Raw genomic sequence first — 18169 nt, forward strand, 5'->3', positions numbered from 1 at the left:
CACCTCCTTGACGTTACTCGGTGGGTGCTGGCGTCATTCGGCAATGAACGCGGTGTAATAGCTGGCGTAGGCGACACCGTTGTAGACTTCGCCCTTCAGCTTCGGCGATTGCACATAGATGCGCTGAACGATTTGCGTGCGCGGGATGAAGTAACCCTGTTCCAGCACGTATTTTTGCAGGCCGTCCAGAAGAGGCTTTCTGTCCTCGACCGAACCTGCGCCAGCAATCTTGTCGCGCAGGTCGTTGAGCTTTGCATCACGCTCGTCCAGCGCAAACCAGTTCTCGCCATTATTGGCATTGGTCAGGATACTGGCGACCGTGCCGGCATCGATGAAGCTGCGCGTGACTTCATATGTGGGAACCGCGGCGCCACCGAATTTGACCTTCTCGCCATAGGTCACGACATCATAAGTCCTGATGTTGACCTTCCATCCGATTTTGCCAAGCTGCTGGGCAATCAGCTCATCGACGGACTTCGAGGTCGCAAGATAGGGGTTGGAATGGATCGTCAATTCCAGCGGCTTGCCGTCCTTCACCCGAATTCCGTCCGCGCCTTTGACCCATCCGGCCTTGTCCAGAAGTTTTTCCGCTTTGTCGGGGTTATAGGCGAGGAGATCGCTGTGATCCGTAGCACCTGGAACGTTGCTCTGGATGAAGGATGTCGCCAGCTTCCAGTCCTGCGTATAGACGGTGTCGATGATTTCCTGGCGGTTGATGCCGGCCTGAAGTGCCTGGCGGACTTTCACGTCATCATAAGGCTGAAGCTTGGTGTTGACGGCCCAGCCGTTGACGAAGCCGAGATAACGCGGCGTGGCAACGGTAAAGCCTTCTTCCTTCAACGATTTTAGTTCCTGGGGCGAGGCGTTGTAAGCGACATCCGCCTGACCGGACTGAACGGAGGCGACGCGGAGGGATGGCTCCGATACAAGCTTGTAGGTGATGGTATCGAGATAGGCGGGTCCGGTGTGGCCGACCGCGGCCGGACCCCAATTATAATCCTTGCGCTTGACGAGGGTGACATGGTCGCCCTCTTTCCAGGACTCCACCACATAGGGTCCGCTACCGGCGGTCTTGCTGAGGTCCGCTTGCTGGCCGGCAGGCTGGGCAATTGTTTTGGGGGAGATCAGGATGGAACCGTGGTAGCCAAGCGTTGGAATGAACCCGAGGGTCGGCTTCTTGAAGAAAACCTTGACCGTCGTCGCATCAACCGCTTCGGCGTGATCATAGGTCTTGGGGAAGAGGCCGATCGGGTTGATGCCCTCGTTCTTGCGGCCGGCATACCAGATGTCGAGATTGGCAACGACGGCCTTCGCATCCAGCGGTTCGCCATCGGAGAAAGTCACGCCGCTTTTGAGGTGGAGGGTGAACTCCGTCGCGGTGTCGTTCTGCTCCCAACGTTCGGCAATCCACGGGCTGACCTTGCCTTCGGCATCGACGTAAAGCAGCTTATCCGTAACATGACCCCATATGTGGCCCTGAAAACTGGAGATCGCGCTGTTATTGGGGATCCATGTGTCACCCAGTGAATCGATCAGAAACGTGATGTCACCGCCATCATTTGGCGTGTCTGCGGCCACGGCGGTTAGAGGTGCAGCTGTCGAGAAAAACAGCGAGGTGGAAACTGCGAGCGAGGCCGTAAGAAGCAGCCGGCGACGCGAGAGAGAGGATGAGAAAAGACGTTTTGTCATGGTATGATCCTGAAAATTCCAAAGTTTTTTCGTTGCAATTTCGGCATCTCCTCGCGGTGTGCATGCTGCTGCCGTCACTGGCGTAACGCATGACAAATCGGTACCGCGCCGGCCTTTCAGCCGTGCAGGAAAATGCTTGAGTTCATCTGGTGGTCGGGTTGGGCGTCGCGAGGCTAGCGAGCGGCTGCTGTGAGTCCGCGTGGCTGAGGAGCGCGCCCGCTTCTACATATTCCAGTCATGACGCGATCCCTCGTTGCGGTGTTTATCTTGCCCATAAACTAGCAGTCAGGCGCGAGGGAGAAAGACTGGTTATTCTTTTTCTATGGATTTAGTGAATTATTTTATCGCCATTTCGCCGACAGTTTGGATTGGTGTTTCAGACGCACTTGAATTGCCGTTGAACGCAGTAGATTGGTGGTGGCCCGATGGCTTTGTTGCAGTGTTGCGCGTCACAAATCTCATCGCTTCGAAAACTTTGACCGGCGGCAAATCGCCAGTGAAGCGCTCGATCTCCACCCTCGCGATCTGGCCCGTCGAACCCTGCGACAATTTCGATGTGCCGATATCGCGTGTCAGGATGTTGGGATTTCCATGGACGCAGACGGCGTTTTCGGTGGCCGCATCCGCCGGTTCGAACCAGGCGCCCGTTGCAAGCTGCATCACGCCCGCCATGACGGCGTCGCTCACGATAGCGCCGGCAAGGCAGCTGCCGCGCGCATTAAAGAGCCTGACGACGTCTCCGTTCGATATTCCTCGGGCTAAAGCGTCGGCCGGATTGATACGCACAGGTTCTCGATCTTTGATCTTGGTCGAGCGGCTGAAGTCACCGTAGTCCAGCTGGCTGTGCAGACGCTGATACGGCTGATTGCAGACTAGATGCAAGGGGTGGTTACGTTCGTCATTAGACGTTTCCGCTCTGGCAGGAAACCACCGCGGATGACCTTTGCAATCATCATAACCGAAGCTCTCCACGGTTTCGGAAAATATCTCGATTTTTCCCGATGGCGTCGGCAGAGGCTTCCGGACCGGGTCCTGGAGGAACGTGCGCGCCGGGCCACCGTCGTCGGGTTTCACCGGGAGGATTAGCTCCCCGCGTTCCCAGAAGGTTTCAAAATCTGGCGCTTCATGGCCGCCTTCCGCAAGCGCTTTTCGGGTCGTCTCATAGAGGAAGGCGAGCCATTCTATGCTGCTGCGGTTTTCGGTGAAGGCATCGAACTTGCCGAGCTCCCGCGCAATGCCGGCAAATATTTCATAATCGTCGCGTGCTTCGCCGACAGGGTCGATCAGGCGCTTCATGGCGATCATCAGCGGATCACGATCGGCGGCGCCGATATCGTCGCGTTCAAGCGTGGTCGTGGCCGGCAGAACAATGTCGGCGTGCCGGGCGGTCGAGGTCCAGGCCGACTCGTGGACGATGATCGTTTCGGGTCGGCGGAAAGCGGTTCGCAGCCTGTTGATATCCTGGTGATGATGAAACGGATTGCCGCCTGCCCAGTAGACCAGCCGGATGTCGGGGTAACGCAGCGCGTTCCCATTATAATGAAACTCGGCACCGGGGTTGAGCAGCATGTCGGCGATGCGGGCGCAGGGGATATAGTCAGGCACGGGATTTTTGAATTGTTGCAATGTTGGCAAAGGAACGGCCAGAAGGTTATTGCCGATATTACCAAGGGCGCCGAGCGAATAGGAAAATCCTCCGCCATCCAGCCCGATCTGGCCGAGCATGGCTGCAAGCACAATACCCATCCATACCGGCTGTTCCCCGAAGTCGGCGCGCTGCAGCGAATGGCTGACCGTGATCAGTGTCCTGGAGCAGGCCATCTTCCGCGCCAGCTCGCGGATCGTCTCCGCTGGGATATTGCAGATCGCCCCCGCCCATTCCGGGCTTTTTCGCTGACCATCTTGCTCGCCCAGAACATAATCCTCGAACCGATCGTATCCGACCGTATATCTGTCCAGGAATATCCGGTCGTGCAGTCTTTCTGTAACGAGCACGTAAGCAAGCCCCAGCATCATCGCCACATCAGTGCCGGGAGTGATGGGAAGCCATTCGGCATTCAAATTGCTCGGAAAATCGTCCGCCAACGGGCTGACGAATGTGAAATGTGCACCGCGCTCTTTGGCGCCGGAAAGTTTTTGCCGGACCGTGTGCTTGCTGATGCCGCCACCATGGACATCGGCGTTCTTGATCGCCATCCCGCCAAAAGCAAGAACCAGCTCGGTGCTGCGTTCGATCGCATCCCAGGTCACACTCTTGCGGTCAAAGCTGTCATAAGGACCAAGGACATGCGGGATTATGACCATGGCCGCACCGGAACTATAGGTGTTCACTGACCGGACATAGCCACCAAGAACATTCAAAAAGCGATGGACCTGGCTTTGCGCATGATGAAACCTGCCAGCACTCGACCAGCCGTAGGAACCGCCGAACACGGCGCCTGGACCGTGACTGTCGTAGACCCGTCTCAACTCATCCGCGACCAGCTTGTTCGCTTCGGCCCAGCTGACCTCCACATACTCGTCAGTCCCGCGCCTCTGCGCATGCCCCGTTTCGCGCTCCAGCCAACCGCGCCGCACCGCCGGCCGCCGAACGCGAACCGGGCTGTCGGCAACTGCTGGAAGATTGCCAAGCAGCGGCGACGGGTGCGGGTCATCTGGATGCGGCTTTATTTCCAGTCGCCCCTTTGCAAAACGCCCGGAGAACGCGCCCCAGTGAGAACTGTGTGTCGTTAAGGAAGTCATCGCGTCGCCTCGGGATTATGCAGTGCAAGGTGGAAACATTACTTGGGCAGGATTTTCCCAGGGTTCATGATACCGGTGGGATCGATCGCATGTTTGATGAGCGCCATAAGATCAACTGCGTCTCCGTGTTCCTCGCGGAGGTAGTCGATTTTACCGGTCCCCACGCCATGTTCGCCGGTTGAGGTGCCGCCGACGGACAAGGCATATTTCACCATCTGTTTGTTGATGGCTGCCACGTTGTTCAGCTCCTCCTGATTGTCAGGATCCACGGCGAAGACAACATGGTAGTTGCCGTCCCCGACATGGCCGAGGATGGCCGCAGGCACGCGGCACGCCTTCAAAAGTTCCCGGGTCTTCAAGATGCAATTGCTGAGTTGCGAGACTGGAACACAGACATCCGATGACCAGCCCTTGGCATTCGGTCTTTGCGAGACGACGGCATAAAACGCGTTATGCCGCGCCTTCCAGAGACGATTGCGTTCTTCCGGTGCATTGGCCCACTCGAAATCCTTACCCCCATTTTCACCCACGATGGCGGATACCATCTCGACCTGTTCCTGAACGCCGGCCGGCGAGCCGTGAAACTCGAAGGCCAAGGTATCTTCAATCTTCAGGTTCAGCCCCGAATAGGCTTTGACCGCATTGATCAGGCCACGGTCCATGAGCTCCATGCGTGCGACGGGGATGCCCAGCTGTACGACCTGGATGGCGGATGCCACCGCCTGTTCGACGCTCTCGAAAGAACAGAGCGCTGCCGAGATGGTTTCGGGTACTCCGTAGAGACGAAGCGTCACTTCAGTAATGATCCCCAATGTCCCTTCCGAGCCGACGAACAGCCGCGTCAGATCGTAACCGGCGGAAGATTTTCGGGCGCGACCGCCGGTCTTGATGATCTGGCCAGTGGGCAGTACTACGGTCAACCCGAGCACGTTTTCTCGCATCGTTCCGTAGCGGACGGCATTGGTGCCGGAAGCACGGGTCGCTGCCATGCCGCCAAGCGAGGCATTTGCGCCGGGATCGATGGGAAAGAACAGTCCCATGTCTCGCAGGTGTGTATTCAACTGCTCCCGGGTGACGCCAGCTTCAACCGTGCAGTCCAGATCTTCACTGCTGATACGGACTATCTTCGACATGCGCGAGAGGTCGATCGAAACGCCGCCATTGACGGCCGTCAAATGCCCCTCAAGTGAGGTGCCGGCACCGAACGCGATGACGGGCACGCCCTCAGCCGCACATAGCCGCACGATTTCGGAGACCTCGGCAGTGGTTTCAGCGAAAGCCACCGCGTCGGGAAAACCGGCCGCATGATGCGCTTCTCCGCGCCCGTGCTGCTCGCGCAACGCCATGGATGTTGAAAGACGATCCCCGAGGAGGTTCCGAAGGGACTGGATAAGGGAGGATGGCAGGTCAGGCATGAAAAGGGTCCATGGAAATCTGACGGCAGACTGCTGCGACAGACTTGGAAGATCGACGGGAAAGGCTCGGCCCGGCAAATGCAGGAACGTCTCCGCCGTCTTGCGGCGATATCAGGCGGCGAGCTTTTCCCCAGCCAGATGACGCTCGAGGAACGGAAGGCTGTCCTGCCCCCAGTAGAGTTCATCCTGATAACGATAAGTCGGCACTCCGAACACGCCGGCTGCTCTGGCCGTTTCGAAGCTTGTTTTTTGCAGCGTTGCAACGGCATCGCTTCGGCTGTGCTCTTCGAGCGCTGCGGCATCGAAGCCCGCAGCCGCTGCGATCGCCCGGCGGATGTCGGCGTTGCCGATATCTGCCCCGCCAACCCAGAAGGCCTCTTGAAGCGCAATTGCAAGCTTCAACCAGTCCTCGCCCGTCTCGATTGCTGCCGCAACCAACAGGCCGGCAGGCGAAGGATCAGAGAGAGCTGCGCGATTATCGAAATTGAGCACTTTCCCACGCAATGCCGCCCAGCGCTTCAGATCCCTGATCCAGTAGGCGCGTCTCGCCTCCGGGCGGTTTTTCGAATAAATGCCGCCATTCTCCTCGATCAAAGGAATGACATGGGGGCGGATTGTGGCGCCCTGTTCGTTCGCCAGCGCAGCAAACGGCTCAAGACCGATGAAGGCCCAGGGGGAGCCAATGCTGAAAAAGTAGTCGATCGTTTTGGTCATTATCTGCTGCTTTCAGTTGCGTTGATTGATGGTGGCGGCCGTGTCGAACACGGACAGCGCACAGTCACGGGCGATCAGGACTGCCTTGGGATCGCGCCCGACCGCGACGGTCGCCAATGCCCCTTCGTAGAGAAGCGACAGATGTGCAGCAGCAATCTCCACGGCGCTGCCGGCTCTGGCCAGGATAGTGGCGAAGACCTCCCTGACCATCGCTTTATGGGCGCGGGCAACGACGACCACGCGCTCGGACTCACCATGTTCTGCGACAGCAAGAGCGAAGGCGCAGCCGCGAAAATCGGGGCTGTCCGCTTTTTCATGTAACTGCTCAAAAATCAGTTTGACCTGCTCCTTCGGAGCGATGCCTGCTTCCAGCACCTTTTGAAGCGAATGGATCACTCGCTCGTGACGCGCCTGCAGATAGGCAGCAACGAGGTGATCTTTCGACGGGAAATGCCGATAGAGCGTCGCCTTTGCGACATTCGCTTCTTCGATGATCCGATCTATGCCGACAGCCCGAATGCCCTCGCGATAGAAGAGTGCGCCAGCGGCGGTGAGGATATGGTCTGATATGGCTTCTCGCATTATCGTTTCACACTGTTGTTTCAAAAATCGCGCTGATAAAACTTGCCGATCACGACGTGACGGCACGATTGGCATGTGCTGCCGGGTCCGGGGCGGCGACGAGGGACGTAATGGCATCAAGTGGCAGCGGCTTTGAAAAACCGCCCTGAAGTGCAAGCTTTCCGGCGAGCGTTTGAACAGCTTCGTTATAGGGCGTGGGAACACCGTGAATACGGCCAAGCAGGACGATTTCGCCGTTCAGGAAATCCACTTCGCTCGAGGCTCCACGCTTGAAGCTCTGCCATGTCGATTGCTGGCCCGGTTGAATTCCGCTATTGGCCGCAATGCGCCAATTCGATATGTCGACGGTTCGCTCCGAAGGCGAGGCGAGGGTGTAGCCTGCTGTCTCAAGCACATGGCGGGCTTCATCTACCAAAGCCGCGCTGACCCTGTCGTTAAGGTCGCCTGGACCGTCGAAAAGTTCAAGGACGTTGCGGACGTTGTGGAGGAGCTTTGCTGCTTTCCATCGGCGGATATCGTCGGTCGCCTCGGCCAGATATCCGGCCCTGTTGAGGTCCTCCGTGACCTGTGCGCTCACGTCATCCTGGCCGGTCGGATAACGCCCAACCGTCACGATGCCCAATTGCGGTTCGCCGCCAACCACCACCTTGCCGGTTTCGGTGAACCGCGCCGGTGTCAGAATACTGGCGCCATAAACCCTGGAAAATGTTCTAAGGGCGTTTGCCTCGGTCGCCAGTCCATTTTGAAACGTCACGATCGGAAGATTTGCCGCTGCCGGTGTCGTCGTGTTGGCGACGCTCTGCCAGGACCAGAAGGCGAGTGCGCTGACGGCATCCTGAGCTTTCACGGTGAGCAGGAGAATATCATCCGGCGTCAATTCCGGAAGATCGGTGAGGTCGAAAACCTTTAGATCGATCTGTTTCGTCTCTGCAGGGCGCTGGAAGGTGAGGCCATGCTGCCTGATATGGCTGATCTGGGCGCCCCGTCCGAAAAGTGCATAGTCAATGCCGGAAAGTGCGAATTGTGCCGCAAGGCTCGCGCCCACCGCACCGGCGCCGATGATAACATAACGTGGCATTTTTCGTGTCTCGTCTTTTCTTTTTATGTCCGGGCTTGCCGGAGAAATCAGCTGCTGAAAGGAACGGATGGCGATTGAGAACGGCCCTGAACGCGATTCAAAAACATTCTGAAAACCATCGTAAGGCCCGTGACCGGTTTGGAGGAAGACCGGTCATTCTATATCTACTAATTTTATAGAAAATAAATTCGTGAAAACGGTGATTTTGGGAGGTCCTTATCGTGACGCGCGAAGCAGGGACGCAAAAGCGATCGCGTGCATGCCGGCTGATCTGTTGCGGCCAAGCCAGAACATGTGCAGACCATACCAACAAGATTTGAATAGTCAGCACGTCAACGATTTTAGACTTGAGCGTGGCAGGTATGGCAGCTGCGGTAGCAGGGAACCCGTGCGTGCCATGCAGAGCGACCGGGTGCTTTTCCGTGACGAAAGGATCGAAAGCTTCCGCATTCGATCCTGTTGGCATCAGCGGCGGTCACTTGATGCCGAAACCAAGCCGGCGCAATGTCTGGCTCAGTTCCGCGCGACCCTTCAGAGCATCGGTGTCCTTGACGCGCTGGGCGATAGGCGCTGTCCAGCCGTTTTGTGGCAGGCCCTGTTTTTCCTGAAACGTCTTGAGCACCGTGTCATAGGAATCGAGATCATCCCGTGCGGCCTCCGAATAGGTTTCATGAAACAGAATGGAAGATTGTGGCAGGCGCGGTTTGACGTCAGTCTTCACCTTCGGGTCGGGATAGCCCACGGTAAGGCCAAAGACGGCAACCGTCTCGGCAGGCAGGTTTAGTTCGCGGGATACATCTTCCGGCCTGTTGCGAATACCGCCAACGTAGCAGGAACCAAGACCGAGTGAATCGATAGCGGCAACAGCGTTCTGCGCGGCCAGCGCAGCGTCGATGGCACCGATCAGGAAGCTTTCCAGGTAATCCAGCCCTTCTGCGTTGTTGCCATGGTTTGAAGCGACCGTTCGCAGCCGCTTGAGGTCGATTAGCCAGACAAGGAAAACAGGCGCATCCTTAATATGGGCGTTACCGCCCGTGAAGCCCGCCAGCCGTGCCTTGCGCTCTTTGTCCTGCACCGCCACCACGCTCCACGCCTGAAGATTGGAGGACGTGGGCGCTGATTGGGCGGCTGCGACCAGAAGTTCTAGGCTGCCCTCCGGCAAAGCCTTCGGCAAATAGGCGCGAGCGGTGCGGTGGTTCAGCAAGGCGTCGATCGTATCATTCCAGAAAGGTGGAGAAAAATCGGCCTGTGTCCCGTAACGGGCCTCGACACGCTGCTGTGGGATTTCCGGTTTGGCGATCGGTCTGGACAGGGTCATCGGGTGAAACTCCATAATGTTGGGAGCGGGAGGGTGGGCATGAGGTAGGATCAGCAAGGCTGCGAAATACCCGCCATTTGATATGCCTCGCCAAGGCATCTGCCGAGCAATGTCCTTCTCATTTGCGATTTTTCGATGAAACAACATTTCCACGGGAGGTCTGAAACGGCCGTCGGCAAGATTTCTTCGTATTTCACCATGGGTTCCAGAGACGCAACGAAGATCCCGATCAATGCCGTAATCCAGCGCAAGTTTTGGTGCCTCGTTCCCTATGTACCGGAATAAAATTCCGCAAGTAACGATTTCTTTGGGCGACAGGAAGAATTTTCTCCTTAGGAATGGGCTGCTTTGCCCTGATGCTTTCGTCATCGAAACGACGTTTTCAAACGGGGATATTCATGACGATAGGACGCCGGCAGTTCAATAAAATGCTTCTTCTGGCAACAGCGGGAACGGCCCTTCCGGGTTCGGTCTTCGCAGCGAGCGGCAACACGGGCCGGCCCGTTTCCGGCGGCACGCTCAGGCTGCTTTATCGTGTCGATCCCGGCAACGCGCTTTTCGCCATCAACACATCGTCAGGCACGGGCCAGGCGATCGGCCCGAAGATTGTTGAAGGTCTTCTGACATTCGATTTCGACCTCAAGCCGCAGCCCTTGCTGGCAACGGAATGGTCCGTTTCCGATGACCATCTGCGCTATACGTTCAAACTCAGGCCAAATGTGAAATGGCATGATGGCAAAGATTTTACATCGGACGACGTTGCCTTCTCGATTTTTCGCCTGAAAGAAGCGCACCCCCGCGGCCGCATCACGTACCAGAACGTTCAGGCGGTGGAGACGCCGGATCCGCTCACTGCAATTATCGATCTCTCCAAACCGGCACCTTTTCTGATTGCTGCGCAATCAAGTTCGGAATCGCCGATCGTGCCAAAGCATATTTTTGAGAAGCTGAAGCCCGCCGATGGTCAGACGCTGCAGACCGCGGTCGGCACCGGTCCATTCAAGCTGACCGAATGGACGCCGGGGAGCCATTTGATCTTCGATCGAAATCCCGATTATTGGGATGCCGGCAAACCTTATCTTGATCGCATCATCCTGCGCATCATCACCGATCCGGCTGCGCGGGCGGTTGCGCTGGAGACTGGCGAAGTCGATCTGGGCGACAACCCCGTGCCGCTGGCGGATCTCGAACGGTTGAAGCAGAACCCTGATCTCGTTCTGGATACGAACACCTATGCCTATGCGGGTCCGCAGCAGCAGTTGTTCTTCAATTACGATAACGAAATCTTCCGCAAGAAAGATGTTCGCCTGGCCGTTGCGAAGGCAATCAACCTCGACGAGATCGTCAACGTGGCGCTCTTCGGGTATGCGCAGATATCGCCGAGCCCCGTCAGCACGGCCCTTCCCAACTGGTATGATGCTTCGGTCAAGCCATATGCCTACGACCCGAAAGAAGCGGAAAAGTTACTCGATGCGGCGGGATATCCGCGCAAGGAGGACGGCAAGCGTTTTCCAGTGCGGTTGACCTACAATTCCTATCTGACGCCGGGCTATGCCGATGTCCTTCGCAGCCAGCTGGAAAAGATCGGCATTGCCGTCGAAATCCGCAAATACGACCTGCCGACCTATCTGAAAACTGTCTACACGGACCGTGCCTTCGATCTGGTGGTGGAATCCCTCTCCAACACCTTCGACCCGTCGCTCGGCATACAGCGTGCCTATTGGAGCAAGAATTTCAAGATCGGGCTGCCCTTTTCCAATGCGGCAAACTACGCCAATCCAGAGGCGGATGCGCTTCTTGAGGCGGCCGCCATCGAACCGGATCCCAAGAAACGCTGGGTGACCTGGAGCAAATTCCAGCATCTCATCCATGACGATGTCGCCTCCGTCGATCTCGTGGCGGCGGGAAGCCAGATCGTGGCGCACAAGCGGGTCAGGAACTATGTCACCGGCGCGCAGGGGCTGAACTGGAGTTTCGGCGATCTGTGGCTCGATCCGACCGCTTGAAATCCCGCATGAAAATTCCGGATTTGTCAGGAGAAGACGCAATGTCCGTATATGCTGTAACAAAAGATCGTCTCATAGAATGGCTGCGGGATGGCAGGGAACTTGCGGTTCTGGATATCCGTACAGCCGACGAGGTGGGGTATGCTTCACCGCTATTTGCCACCAACCTTCCGGTGGACAGGCTGGAGGCGGAAATCGATCGCTTCATTCCGCGCCCCGTCGTGCGCACCGTGCTGGTGGATGACGGAAAAGGCAGCGCGGAGCAGGCGGCCGAACGGCTTGCCGCAAAGGGTTGGACCGACGTTCACTTTCTGCGCGGTGGAATTCCGGCATGGATCGAAGGTGGCGTCGAGGCGTTGCCGACATTCGATATTCCCGGCGTTCCTTTCGTTCAGAAGGTGAGAGGCGAGAAAAACACGCCTGTGGTTTTTGCGCGTGAGCTCAAGGCGTGGCAGGAAGCCGGTGAGGATGTTGTCATCCTCGATACCCGCACATTGCCGGAATATGAAAAAGCGCACGTGCCCGGTGCGATCGGTGTGCCGGGTGCGGAACTCCTGCTGCGCTTTTCCGATCTCGTTCCCTCGCCCAAAACAAGGGTCGTCGTCTCCTGCGCGGGCCTGCCCCGCGCAATTCTCGGCGCGCAGACATTGATCGACGCCGGCGTCGAAAACGATGTCAGTTACCTGCATGATGGGACGCGCGGCTGGACGGATGACGGATTTGAGCTGGAATCAGGCCGCTTCCGGACATATTCGCATGTCAGCGCCAACGCGAAAGAGATTGCAGAAGACCGATTGAAGGCCTTTTCCGGGGATGACGATCTGCTCTTCATCGACCGCCCGACCACCGAGACATGGTTGAAGGACCCATCACGGACGACCTATTTTTTGGACGTGCGCACACCGGAAGAGTTCGAGGCCTCCCATCTGCAGGGCTCAATTTCGTCGGAAGGTGGGCAGCTTCTCGGTGTCGCCTATCGAACGATCGCGGTGCGCGGCGCCCGGGTCATTTTGGTGGATGACCTGCTGGGCGCCCGCGCCAGGGTCGTGGCCCACTGGCTGAAACGCAGAGGGTTCGAAATCGCGCTCCATTTACACGACTTCGAACAGGGTGCCGAAGCGGCAGCCGCCTAGACCCGGTCGGGTATCCGCCAGACTGCTCCACAGACAGGAACTTGCAATGACCAGTGCCAGCCATGCCTGGGGTTCTGCGCCCAGCAAACGTTTTGACGCGATCGCCGAGAGGTTTCGGGGAATTTTTTCCGAAATTGGCGAAGATTCAATACGACATGATCTGGAGCGCGAGCTTCGTTTTGACGACTACGAAGCCTTGAGGAAGGCTGGCTTTTCAAGACTGCGCCTGCCGGAGAAATTTGGCGGCCTGGGCCTGACGCTTCCCGAGCTTTTTGGCTTGATCATTGAACTCGCGCAGGCGGATCCCAACCTCACCAATGCCTACCGCAGCCACCTTGGCTTTACGGAGGATCTGCTGAATGCAGCGCCGTCACCATGGCGGGGTGCGTGGCTGGAGCGGATCGGGCGTGGCGAAACCATTGGCAGCGGCTTTTCGGAAATTGGAGATGCCAAGCTTGGAACCTATTCCACCCAACTCACCCGGGATGGCGGCGGCTGGCGGCTGAATGGCGAGAAATATTATACGACCGGCTCGCTCTATGCCGACTGGATCACCCTCGGAGCCGTGGATGGCGACGGTGTACCGGTTGGTGCGCTCGTTCCCACAAAGGCCGAAGGCGTCGAGATCCTCAACGACTGGGATGGTTTCGGACAGGCGCTGACGGCCAGCGGCACGGCGCGATTTACCGACGTGGCAATTTCCGAGGACCTCATCAAGCCCAGCGCGCTTCGTTTCAGCTATTCAGGCGGCTTTTTCCAGCTCGTCCATCTCGCCTCGCTTGCCGGGATCGGCCGCTCGGCCGCATTGGAAATCGCCCGCCATGTTGCGGAGCGCAAACGGATCTATCAACGCAGTAACGCTGCGCGTTTTTCCGAAGACCCGCAGGTGCTTCAGGTCGTGGGGCGGATCAGAGGTGCGGCCTATAGCGCCGGCGCCATCGTGTTAAAGGCCGCAGAAGCTCTGCAGGCTGCCTACGATGCCAATCTGTCTGGAGACGAGAAGCGCATTGCATCTGCCAACCGTGACGCGGAGCTGGAGGTCAGCCAGTCGGTTACGGTGGTCAGCAACCTTATCCTGGACGCGTCCACTGTCCTCTTCGACGCGCTTGGCGCCTCGGCTGCAAAACGCAGCCATGGTCTCGATCGTCACTGGCGAAACGCCCGCACGATAACCTCGCACAATCCCCGTATCTATCACGACCGTATCGTTGGAGATTTTGCCGTGAACGGCGCCTTACCAGCGCCAAATGGAGGCGTGGGGATAGCACCGCAAGCGCAGAAGGAAAAATCCGAAGCATGATCAAAACATGCGGTCCGACGGGCGATACGCATCAGAGCCAGTCGTTCTGTATCCACGCAGTGCAAACAGGATAGTGAAATTGGGCAGGATTTATCGGGATTTTACAGAACTCGTCGGCAATACGCCGCTGGTGGAACTTGCCAGAATTCGGACGAAATACGATCTTCATTCGCGCCTTCTCGCCAAGATCGAGTACCTCAATCCCGCAGGCAGTATCAAAGACCGCACCGCCTGGGGCATCATAAGTGAGGCTGAGAAGAGCGGCCGACTGAAACCGGGCGATCTTCTGTTCGATTTGACCAGTGGTAATACGGGCATTGGAATTGCTGCGGTTGCCTCCGCACGCGGCTATCGCACGAAATTTTATCTCCGCAATACCATCAGCGAAGACAAGATCAATATCCTCAGGCAATTCGGCTCCGAGATCGAACTGATCGAAAATGAGGAGCTCTTCCAGCCGGATGCCATCCATCGCATCATAGACAGGATCAAAGCTGAAAATCCGGATGCTTTTTATACCGGCCAGCGTTCCAATGATGCCAATCCGCAGGTGCATTTCGAGACGACCGGGCCGGAAATCTGGCGCGATACCGAAGGTGACGTCGATATTCTGGTCGCCACAGTGGGTACGGGCGGCACCGTGTCCGGTGCCGGACGTTTCCTGAAGGCGCAAAAACCGGAGATAAGGATCGTCGTCGCCGAGCCGACGCCGCAGTCCGTTCCATCCCCCGAAAACCCCGATGCTTCCACGATTGAAGGTGTCCACAAGGTCACCGAGGTGGAGGAAGGGACCTTGCCGGAAACCTACGACAAGAGCGTCGTGGATGAAGTCATCGCCGTCACCACCGAGGAGGCGCGGCGGGCAGCGCTTGCGGTGGCCAGAGAGGAGGGCTTCCTCGTGGGAACCTCATCCGGTGCGGCCATCTTTGCCGCGATCGAGCTTTCGCGCCGCGCGGAAAACAACGGCAAGACGATTGCGGTCGTCTTGCCGGATAGTGGCGAGCGCTATCTTTCGCTCTTTGATGCCCTCGACTGAGAAGATTGCTCAGATGGTTCGCGGCTGGGTATTGGAGGCGCTCGTCTGAGCACGGGCGCCAGCAAAAGGGCATTCCGGTCGTTTCTGTATTTCGCGATCACCGCGGCGTTTTCGCAAGAGCCAGAGAGTTGAAACACTCAGTGCACCGCGAGGCCGAGATTGCCCCGCAATGTCTGTGTCTGGTAATCTCTGCGGTAAACGCCCCATTCCTGAAGATAAGGAATGACCTTGTCGACGAAATCGTCGAAGCCCGTTGGCGTCAGATGTGGAGCAAACACAAAACCGTCGGCGGCATTTTCCTGAACATAGTTGTTGATCTGTCTCGCCACCGTTTCCGGCGTGCCGGTGAAATGTTGGCGTGCCGTAACCTTGATGATGAGCTGCCGAATGCTCAATTTTTCGCGCTTCGCGATTTCCCGCCAGGTGCGAGCAGTTTCGAGCCGGTCTTCAATGCGGTTTGCGCGCCCCTGGGCAAGGGCTGGGGAGGATACTTCTGGATCGATCTCGGGTAGTGGTCCGTCGGGATCGTAAGAGGACAGATCACGGTTCCAAACCTGCTCAAGGAAAACGATCGCGTTTTTCGGGCTCACCTGCTGCAGACGAATGGCGCGCTGTCGTTCCTCCGCATCCTCCTGGCTGTCGCCCAGCACGAAAGCCGCGCCCGGCAATATTTTAAGATCATCCACGGCCCGGCCATATCTGGAAAGCCGCGCCTTGACATCACGGTAGAAGGCTTGCCCGTCCTCAAGCGTGCCATGGCGGGAATAGATGACATCGGCGTGGCTTGCCGCCAATTCGCGCCCGGTCTCGGAATCTCCGGCCTGGGCAATGACGGGACGACCCTGCGGCGATGGCGGCAGGCTGGAGCGGCCGGCAATATCGAAGTGCCTGGACCTGAAAGCGAAATCGCTGCCTCTCCAGATCGTCCGCGCCGCCTCGATAAATTCCCTTGCGCGCTCATAACGCTCGGCAAACGGCAAATGGTCTCCCCTGCGGAAATTCGCGCCCGTAAAGGCTCCCGGCGAGGTGACGACGTTCCAGCCGGCTCGACCATTTGAAAGTACATCGAGCGTCGCAAGCTGACGGGCGAGCGGATAGGGTTCATTGAAGGTCGTTGTCAGCGTTCCGATCAGGCCGACATTGCGGGTGACGGCGGCGATTGCCGTCAGGATCGCCAGCGTGTTTGGTCGTCCGACGACATCCAGTTCGTGGAAACGGCCCTTTTGCTCGCGCACCCGAAGCCCTTCTGCGAGAAAGATGAAATCCAGCTTGCCCCTTTCGACAGTCTCGGCGAAATGCCTGAAGGACGAAAAGGCGATCTGGCTGCCGGCCGCCGGATCGCTCCAGACCGTGAAATTGTTGACGCCCGGATACTGGGCTCCAATGATGACTTGTTTCTTCGACATGATGTTATTTCCGATGGCGTTCAGGCGGCCGTGCCGACGTAGCGGTTGGCGGCGGCGGGCAGGGACAGGCGTTCACGCAGGGCCGATCCATGTCGTGGCTGGAGAAGACCGGCATTCCGGATTGCCGGCAGGACATGCTCCACCAGAGGCACCAGGTCCCGTTCAGGCTCACGGGGCAGGAAGCGGATGCCGTCCAGACCGGCGCTGGCCAATGTGCGCGCCCTCGTGATCGCGGCGTTGGCGTCTGCGGCCCATTGCGGGATGGTGTCGTTGCCGGACCAGCCGGCTCCGAACCCGACGTCGGCAAAAAGCCGCAGTTCCGGATGCCTGGATTTGATGTCTTTCACCAATGATGGAAGCTGTTCGCCGCTTGCGCGCAAAAAGGCAAGGTCGATTGAGGAAGCAAGAGAGGCGCGGTTTTTAGGCTCGATGATGGCGGCTATGACGGGTTGGCCCTGTGGAGGCCGCGGTGTGATCGAGGGGCCAAGGACGTTGAAATTCGTACCCCTGAAATCGACATAGCGCAATTTTGCTCCATCGATGAAGCGCTGGCTTTCCCGATCTCGGATAACGGCGTCATCTTCCCAACTGTCCCAGAGCCGGCGGATAACGTCTATCGATTCGTTGAAATCCTGTTCGAGCGCCTTGCGGCTGTCATCAGGGTAGCCGTTAAGTTCACCGGTCGCGCGTCTTGCCGCCGCCGCGCGGCTGTCATCAAGCGGCTGCGCAAGCAGGCCGGCACGACCTTCTGTAACGTAGTCAAGCGTGGCGATGGCCGTCGATACATGGAAGGGTTCAAGAAAATTGACGGGCGCGCCCGCAAGGATGCCGGCGTGGCTGGTTCGCGCGCCAAGCCAGTTCGCGAACAATATGCCATCGAGACCATCGCCCGTCGGGAGGGCAAAGCCGTCTTCGAGAGTGATGAGATCGAAACCTCTATCTAGCTGCTGAAGCAGGCCGTCTGATCTGCCGTCCTGCCTGATTATATCATGTGAGGGCAGGCCGAGATCGATGCTCAAATAAAAATTGGTTGCTGAAGTCACGTTGCACTCCGTGCCGAGAGTTCGGCGGTGCGGGCTGACAGCGCATCCTGATAGGACAGTCTGTCGACGCTCGCCTCAGCCTGTGCGGCGCCATGTTCGGCAAAGCGAGCCAGGATCCTCGCCTCCTGTCCTTCCTTCAACGCTTTCACCCTCAGGGTCGCCTCTTCGAAGGAGGCGGCAGGCGGGTAGACCGGCGTGGTTCCTCTTTGGCCCGCCTTGGTGCCGATGTATTTTTCGAAAGGAAGCGAGCGATAGAGTTGCGGATCCGCGTCGGTGTCAAAAAGCGGGCGATATCCGAGGGTGAGATACAGTGCGACTGCTTCCGGTTGGCGGAAGCCGGTCGAGAGATAGGTGCGGGTGTAGCCGAGTGCAGCGGCGCTCTCTTCCAGTGCCGACATGATGGTGCGGGCAAGCCCCTGCCTTCGCAATGAAGGGTCCGTCCATATCCGCTTTATTTCCGCCGTTTCGTCGTCATGGCTCATGAAGGCGCCGCCGGCGATGGTTTTACCATCCCTTTGCACCAGCAGGAGATCACCCAGCGGTGGAAAATACAGTCCTTCCGGATAGCGATATATCTCGCCGCGAGCGCCGCCCGGGCGATCTCTTGTGCCATATCGCCCGTCATATTCGGCGATCAGGCCTTCGATGAGGGGTTGGGTTGAGGGGTGCAGTAGAGAGGAATGAATAATCACATCGGGCATGGCTTG

At 58.0% G+C, this 18169-nt stretch carries 14 protein-coding genes; 4 read left to right on the top strand and 10 right to left on the bottom strand.

Features of this window, described 5'->3' with window-relative positions; translation table 11 throughout:
• Positions 1-33 precede the first annotated feature (33 nt).
• The 7 genes from ACFVTJ_RS10515 to ACFVTJ_RS10545 all read right to left on the bottom strand — a co-directional run bounded on the left by ACFVTJ_RS10515 (position 34) and on the right by ACFVTJ_RS10545 (position 9538).
• Positions 34-1689, bottom strand: a complete 1656-nt coding sequence (locus ACFVTJ_RS10515; protein ID WP_386907081.1) for an ABC transporter substrate-binding protein — start codon at positions 1687-1689, stop codon at positions 34-36.
• A 336-nt stretch (positions 1690-2025) separates the two neighbouring features.
• A complete protein-coding gene (locus ACFVTJ_RS10520) occupies positions 2026-4431 on the bottom strand; it encodes a molybdopterin-dependent oxidoreductase (RefSeq protein ID WP_386907082.1) in 2406 nt (801 codons plus the stop codon).
• Between the two features lie 38 nt (positions 4432-4469).
• Positions 4470-5846, bottom strand: a complete 1377-nt coding sequence (locus ACFVTJ_RS10525; protein ID WP_386907084.1) for an FAD-binding oxidoreductase — start codon at positions 5844-5846, stop codon at positions 4470-4472.
• A gap of 111 nt (positions 5847-5957) precedes the next feature.
• Positions 5958-6560, bottom strand: coding sequence for a 2-hydroxychromene-2-carboxylate isomerase (locus ACFVTJ_RS10530; RefSeq protein WP_386907086.1), 603 nt, complete (start codon positions 6558-6560; stop codon positions 5958-5960).
• Positions 6561-6572: 12 nt separating this feature from the next.
• Complete coding sequence (locus ACFVTJ_RS10535) at positions 6573-7142, bottom strand: TetR/AcrR family transcriptional regulator (protein ID WP_386908015.1); 570 nt, start codon at positions 7140-7142, stop codon at positions 6573-6575.
• 49 nt (positions 7143-7191) lie between these two features.
• On the bottom strand, positions 7192-8220 hold the full coding sequence (locus ACFVTJ_RS10540; RefSeq protein ID WP_386907088.1) for a ketopantoate reductase family protein: 1029 nt from the start codon (positions 8218-8220) through the stop codon (positions 7192-7194).
• Positions 8221-8695: 475 nt separating this feature from the next.
• Positions 8696-9538 carry an NADPH-dependent oxidoreductase gene (locus tag ACFVTJ_RS10545; protein ID WP_386907090.1) on the bottom strand — a complete coding sequence of 281 codons (843 nt, stop codon included), beginning with the start codon at positions 9536-9538 and terminating at the stop codon, positions 8696-8698.
• A 398-nt stretch (positions 9539-9936) separates the two neighbouring features.
• On the opposite strand from ACFVTJ_RS10545, the gene ACFVTJ_RS10550 reads away from it, so the two are divergent.
• The 4 genes from ACFVTJ_RS10550 to ACFVTJ_RS10565 all read left to right on the top strand — a co-directional run bounded on the left by ACFVTJ_RS10550 (position 9937) and on the right by ACFVTJ_RS10565 (position 15013).
• Positions 9937-11544, top strand: coding sequence for an ABC transporter substrate-binding protein (locus ACFVTJ_RS10550; RefSeq protein WP_386907092.1), 1608 nt, complete (start codon positions 9937-9939; stop codon positions 11542-11544).
• A 41-nt stretch (positions 11545-11585) separates the two neighbouring features.
• Positions 11586-12677 (top strand): rhodanese-like domain-containing protein, encoded by a 1092-nt coding sequence (locus ACFVTJ_RS10555; protein WP_386907093.1) that lies wholly within the window; start codon positions 11586-11588, stop codon positions 12675-12677.
• Between the two features lie 46 nt (positions 12678-12723).
• Positions 12724-13977 carry an acyl-CoA dehydrogenase family protein gene (locus tag ACFVTJ_RS10560; protein ID WP_386907095.1) on the top strand — a complete coding sequence of 418 codons (1254 nt, stop codon included), beginning with the start codon at positions 12724-12726 and terminating at the stop codon, positions 13975-13977.
• A 73-nt stretch (positions 13978-14050) separates the two neighbouring features.
• On the top strand, positions 14051-15013 hold the full coding sequence (locus tag ACFVTJ_RS10565; protein ID WP_386907097.1) for a PLP-dependent cysteine synthase family protein: 963 nt from the start codon (positions 14051-14053) through the stop codon (positions 15011-15013).
• Between the two features lie 137 nt (positions 15014-15150).
• Here the strand turns inward: ACFVTJ_RS10565 and ACFVTJ_RS10570 are convergent, their stop codons facing one another.
• From ACFVTJ_RS10570 to ACFVTJ_RS10580, 3 genes are read right to left on the bottom strand one after another with little or no spacing between them, the layout of a single operon-like run.
• Positions 15151-16419, bottom strand: a complete 1269-nt coding sequence (locus ACFVTJ_RS10570) for an LLM class flavin-dependent oxidoreductase (RefSeq protein ID WP_386907099.1) — start codon at positions 16417-16419, stop codon at positions 15151-15153.
• 20 nt (positions 16420-16439) lie between these two features.
• Positions 16440-17462 (bottom strand): LLM class flavin-dependent oxidoreductase, encoded by a 1023-nt coding sequence (locus ACFVTJ_RS10575; protein ID WP_386907101.1) that lies wholly within the window; start codon positions 17460-17462, stop codon positions 16440-16442.
• Entirely contained in the window at positions 17459-18163 is a 705-nt protein-coding gene (locus ACFVTJ_RS10580) for a GNAT family N-acetyltransferase (RefSeq protein ID WP_386907103.1), read from the bottom strand. Before ACFVTJ_RS10580 ends, ACFVTJ_RS10575 begins: the two co-directional genes overlap by 4 nt.
• Positions 18164-18169: the final 6 nt, after the last annotated feature.

This window comes from Agrobacterium sp. NPDC058088 (assembly GCF_042885035.1).
In the GTDB taxonomy this organism is placed as follows: domain Bacteria; phylum Pseudomonadota; class Alphaproteobacteria; order Rhizobiales; family Rhizobiaceae; genus Agrobacterium.

Bases quoted from the DNA above. Each gene is read 5' to 3' on its own strand.
- ACFVTJ_RS10515 (WP_386907081.1), bottom strand. From the start codon at position 1,689: ATGACAAAACGTCTTTTCTCATCCTCTCTCTCGCGTCGCCGGCTGCTT.
- ACFVTJ_RS10520 (WP_386907082.1), bottom strand. From the start codon at position 4,431: ATGACTTCCTTAACGACACACAGTTCTCACTGGGGCGCGTTCTCCGGG.
- ACFVTJ_RS10525 (WP_386907084.1), bottom strand. From the start codon at position 5,846: ATGCCTGACCTGCCATCCTCCCTTATCCAGTCCCTTCGGAACCTCCTC.
- ACFVTJ_RS10530 (WP_386907086.1), bottom strand. From the start codon at position 6,560: ATGACCAAAACGATCGACTACTTTTTCAGCATTGGCTCCCCCTGGGCC.
- ACFVTJ_RS10535 (WP_386908015.1), bottom strand. From the start codon at position 7,142: ATGCGAGAAGCCATATCAGACCATATCCTCACCGCCGCTGGCGCACTC.
- ACFVTJ_RS10540 (WP_386907088.1), bottom strand. From the start codon at position 8,220: ATGCCACGTTATGTTATCATCGGCGCCGGTGCGGTGGGCGCGAGCCTT.
- ACFVTJ_RS10545 (WP_386907090.1), bottom strand. From the start codon at position 9,538: ATGACCCTGTCCAGACCGATCGCCAAACCGGAAATCCCACAGCAGCGT.
- ACFVTJ_RS10550 (WP_386907092.1), top strand. From the start codon at position 9,937: ATGACGATAGGACGCCGGCAGTTCAATAAAATGCTTCTTCTGGCAACA.
- ACFVTJ_RS10555 (WP_386907093.1), top strand. From the start codon at position 11,586: ATGTCCGTATATGCTGTAACAAAAGATCGTCTCATAGAATGGCTGCGG.
- ACFVTJ_RS10560 (WP_386907095.1), top strand. From the start codon at position 12,724: ATGACCAGTGCCAGCCATGCCTGGGGTTCTGCGCCCAGCAAACGTTTT.
- ACFVTJ_RS10570 (WP_386907099.1), bottom strand. From the start codon at position 16,419: ATGTCGAAGAAACAAGTCATCATTGGAGCCCAGTATCCGGGCGTCAAC.
- ACFVTJ_RS10580 (WP_386907103.1), bottom strand. From the start codon at position 18,163: ATGCCCGATGTGATTATTCATTCCTCTCTACTGCACCCCTCAACCCAA.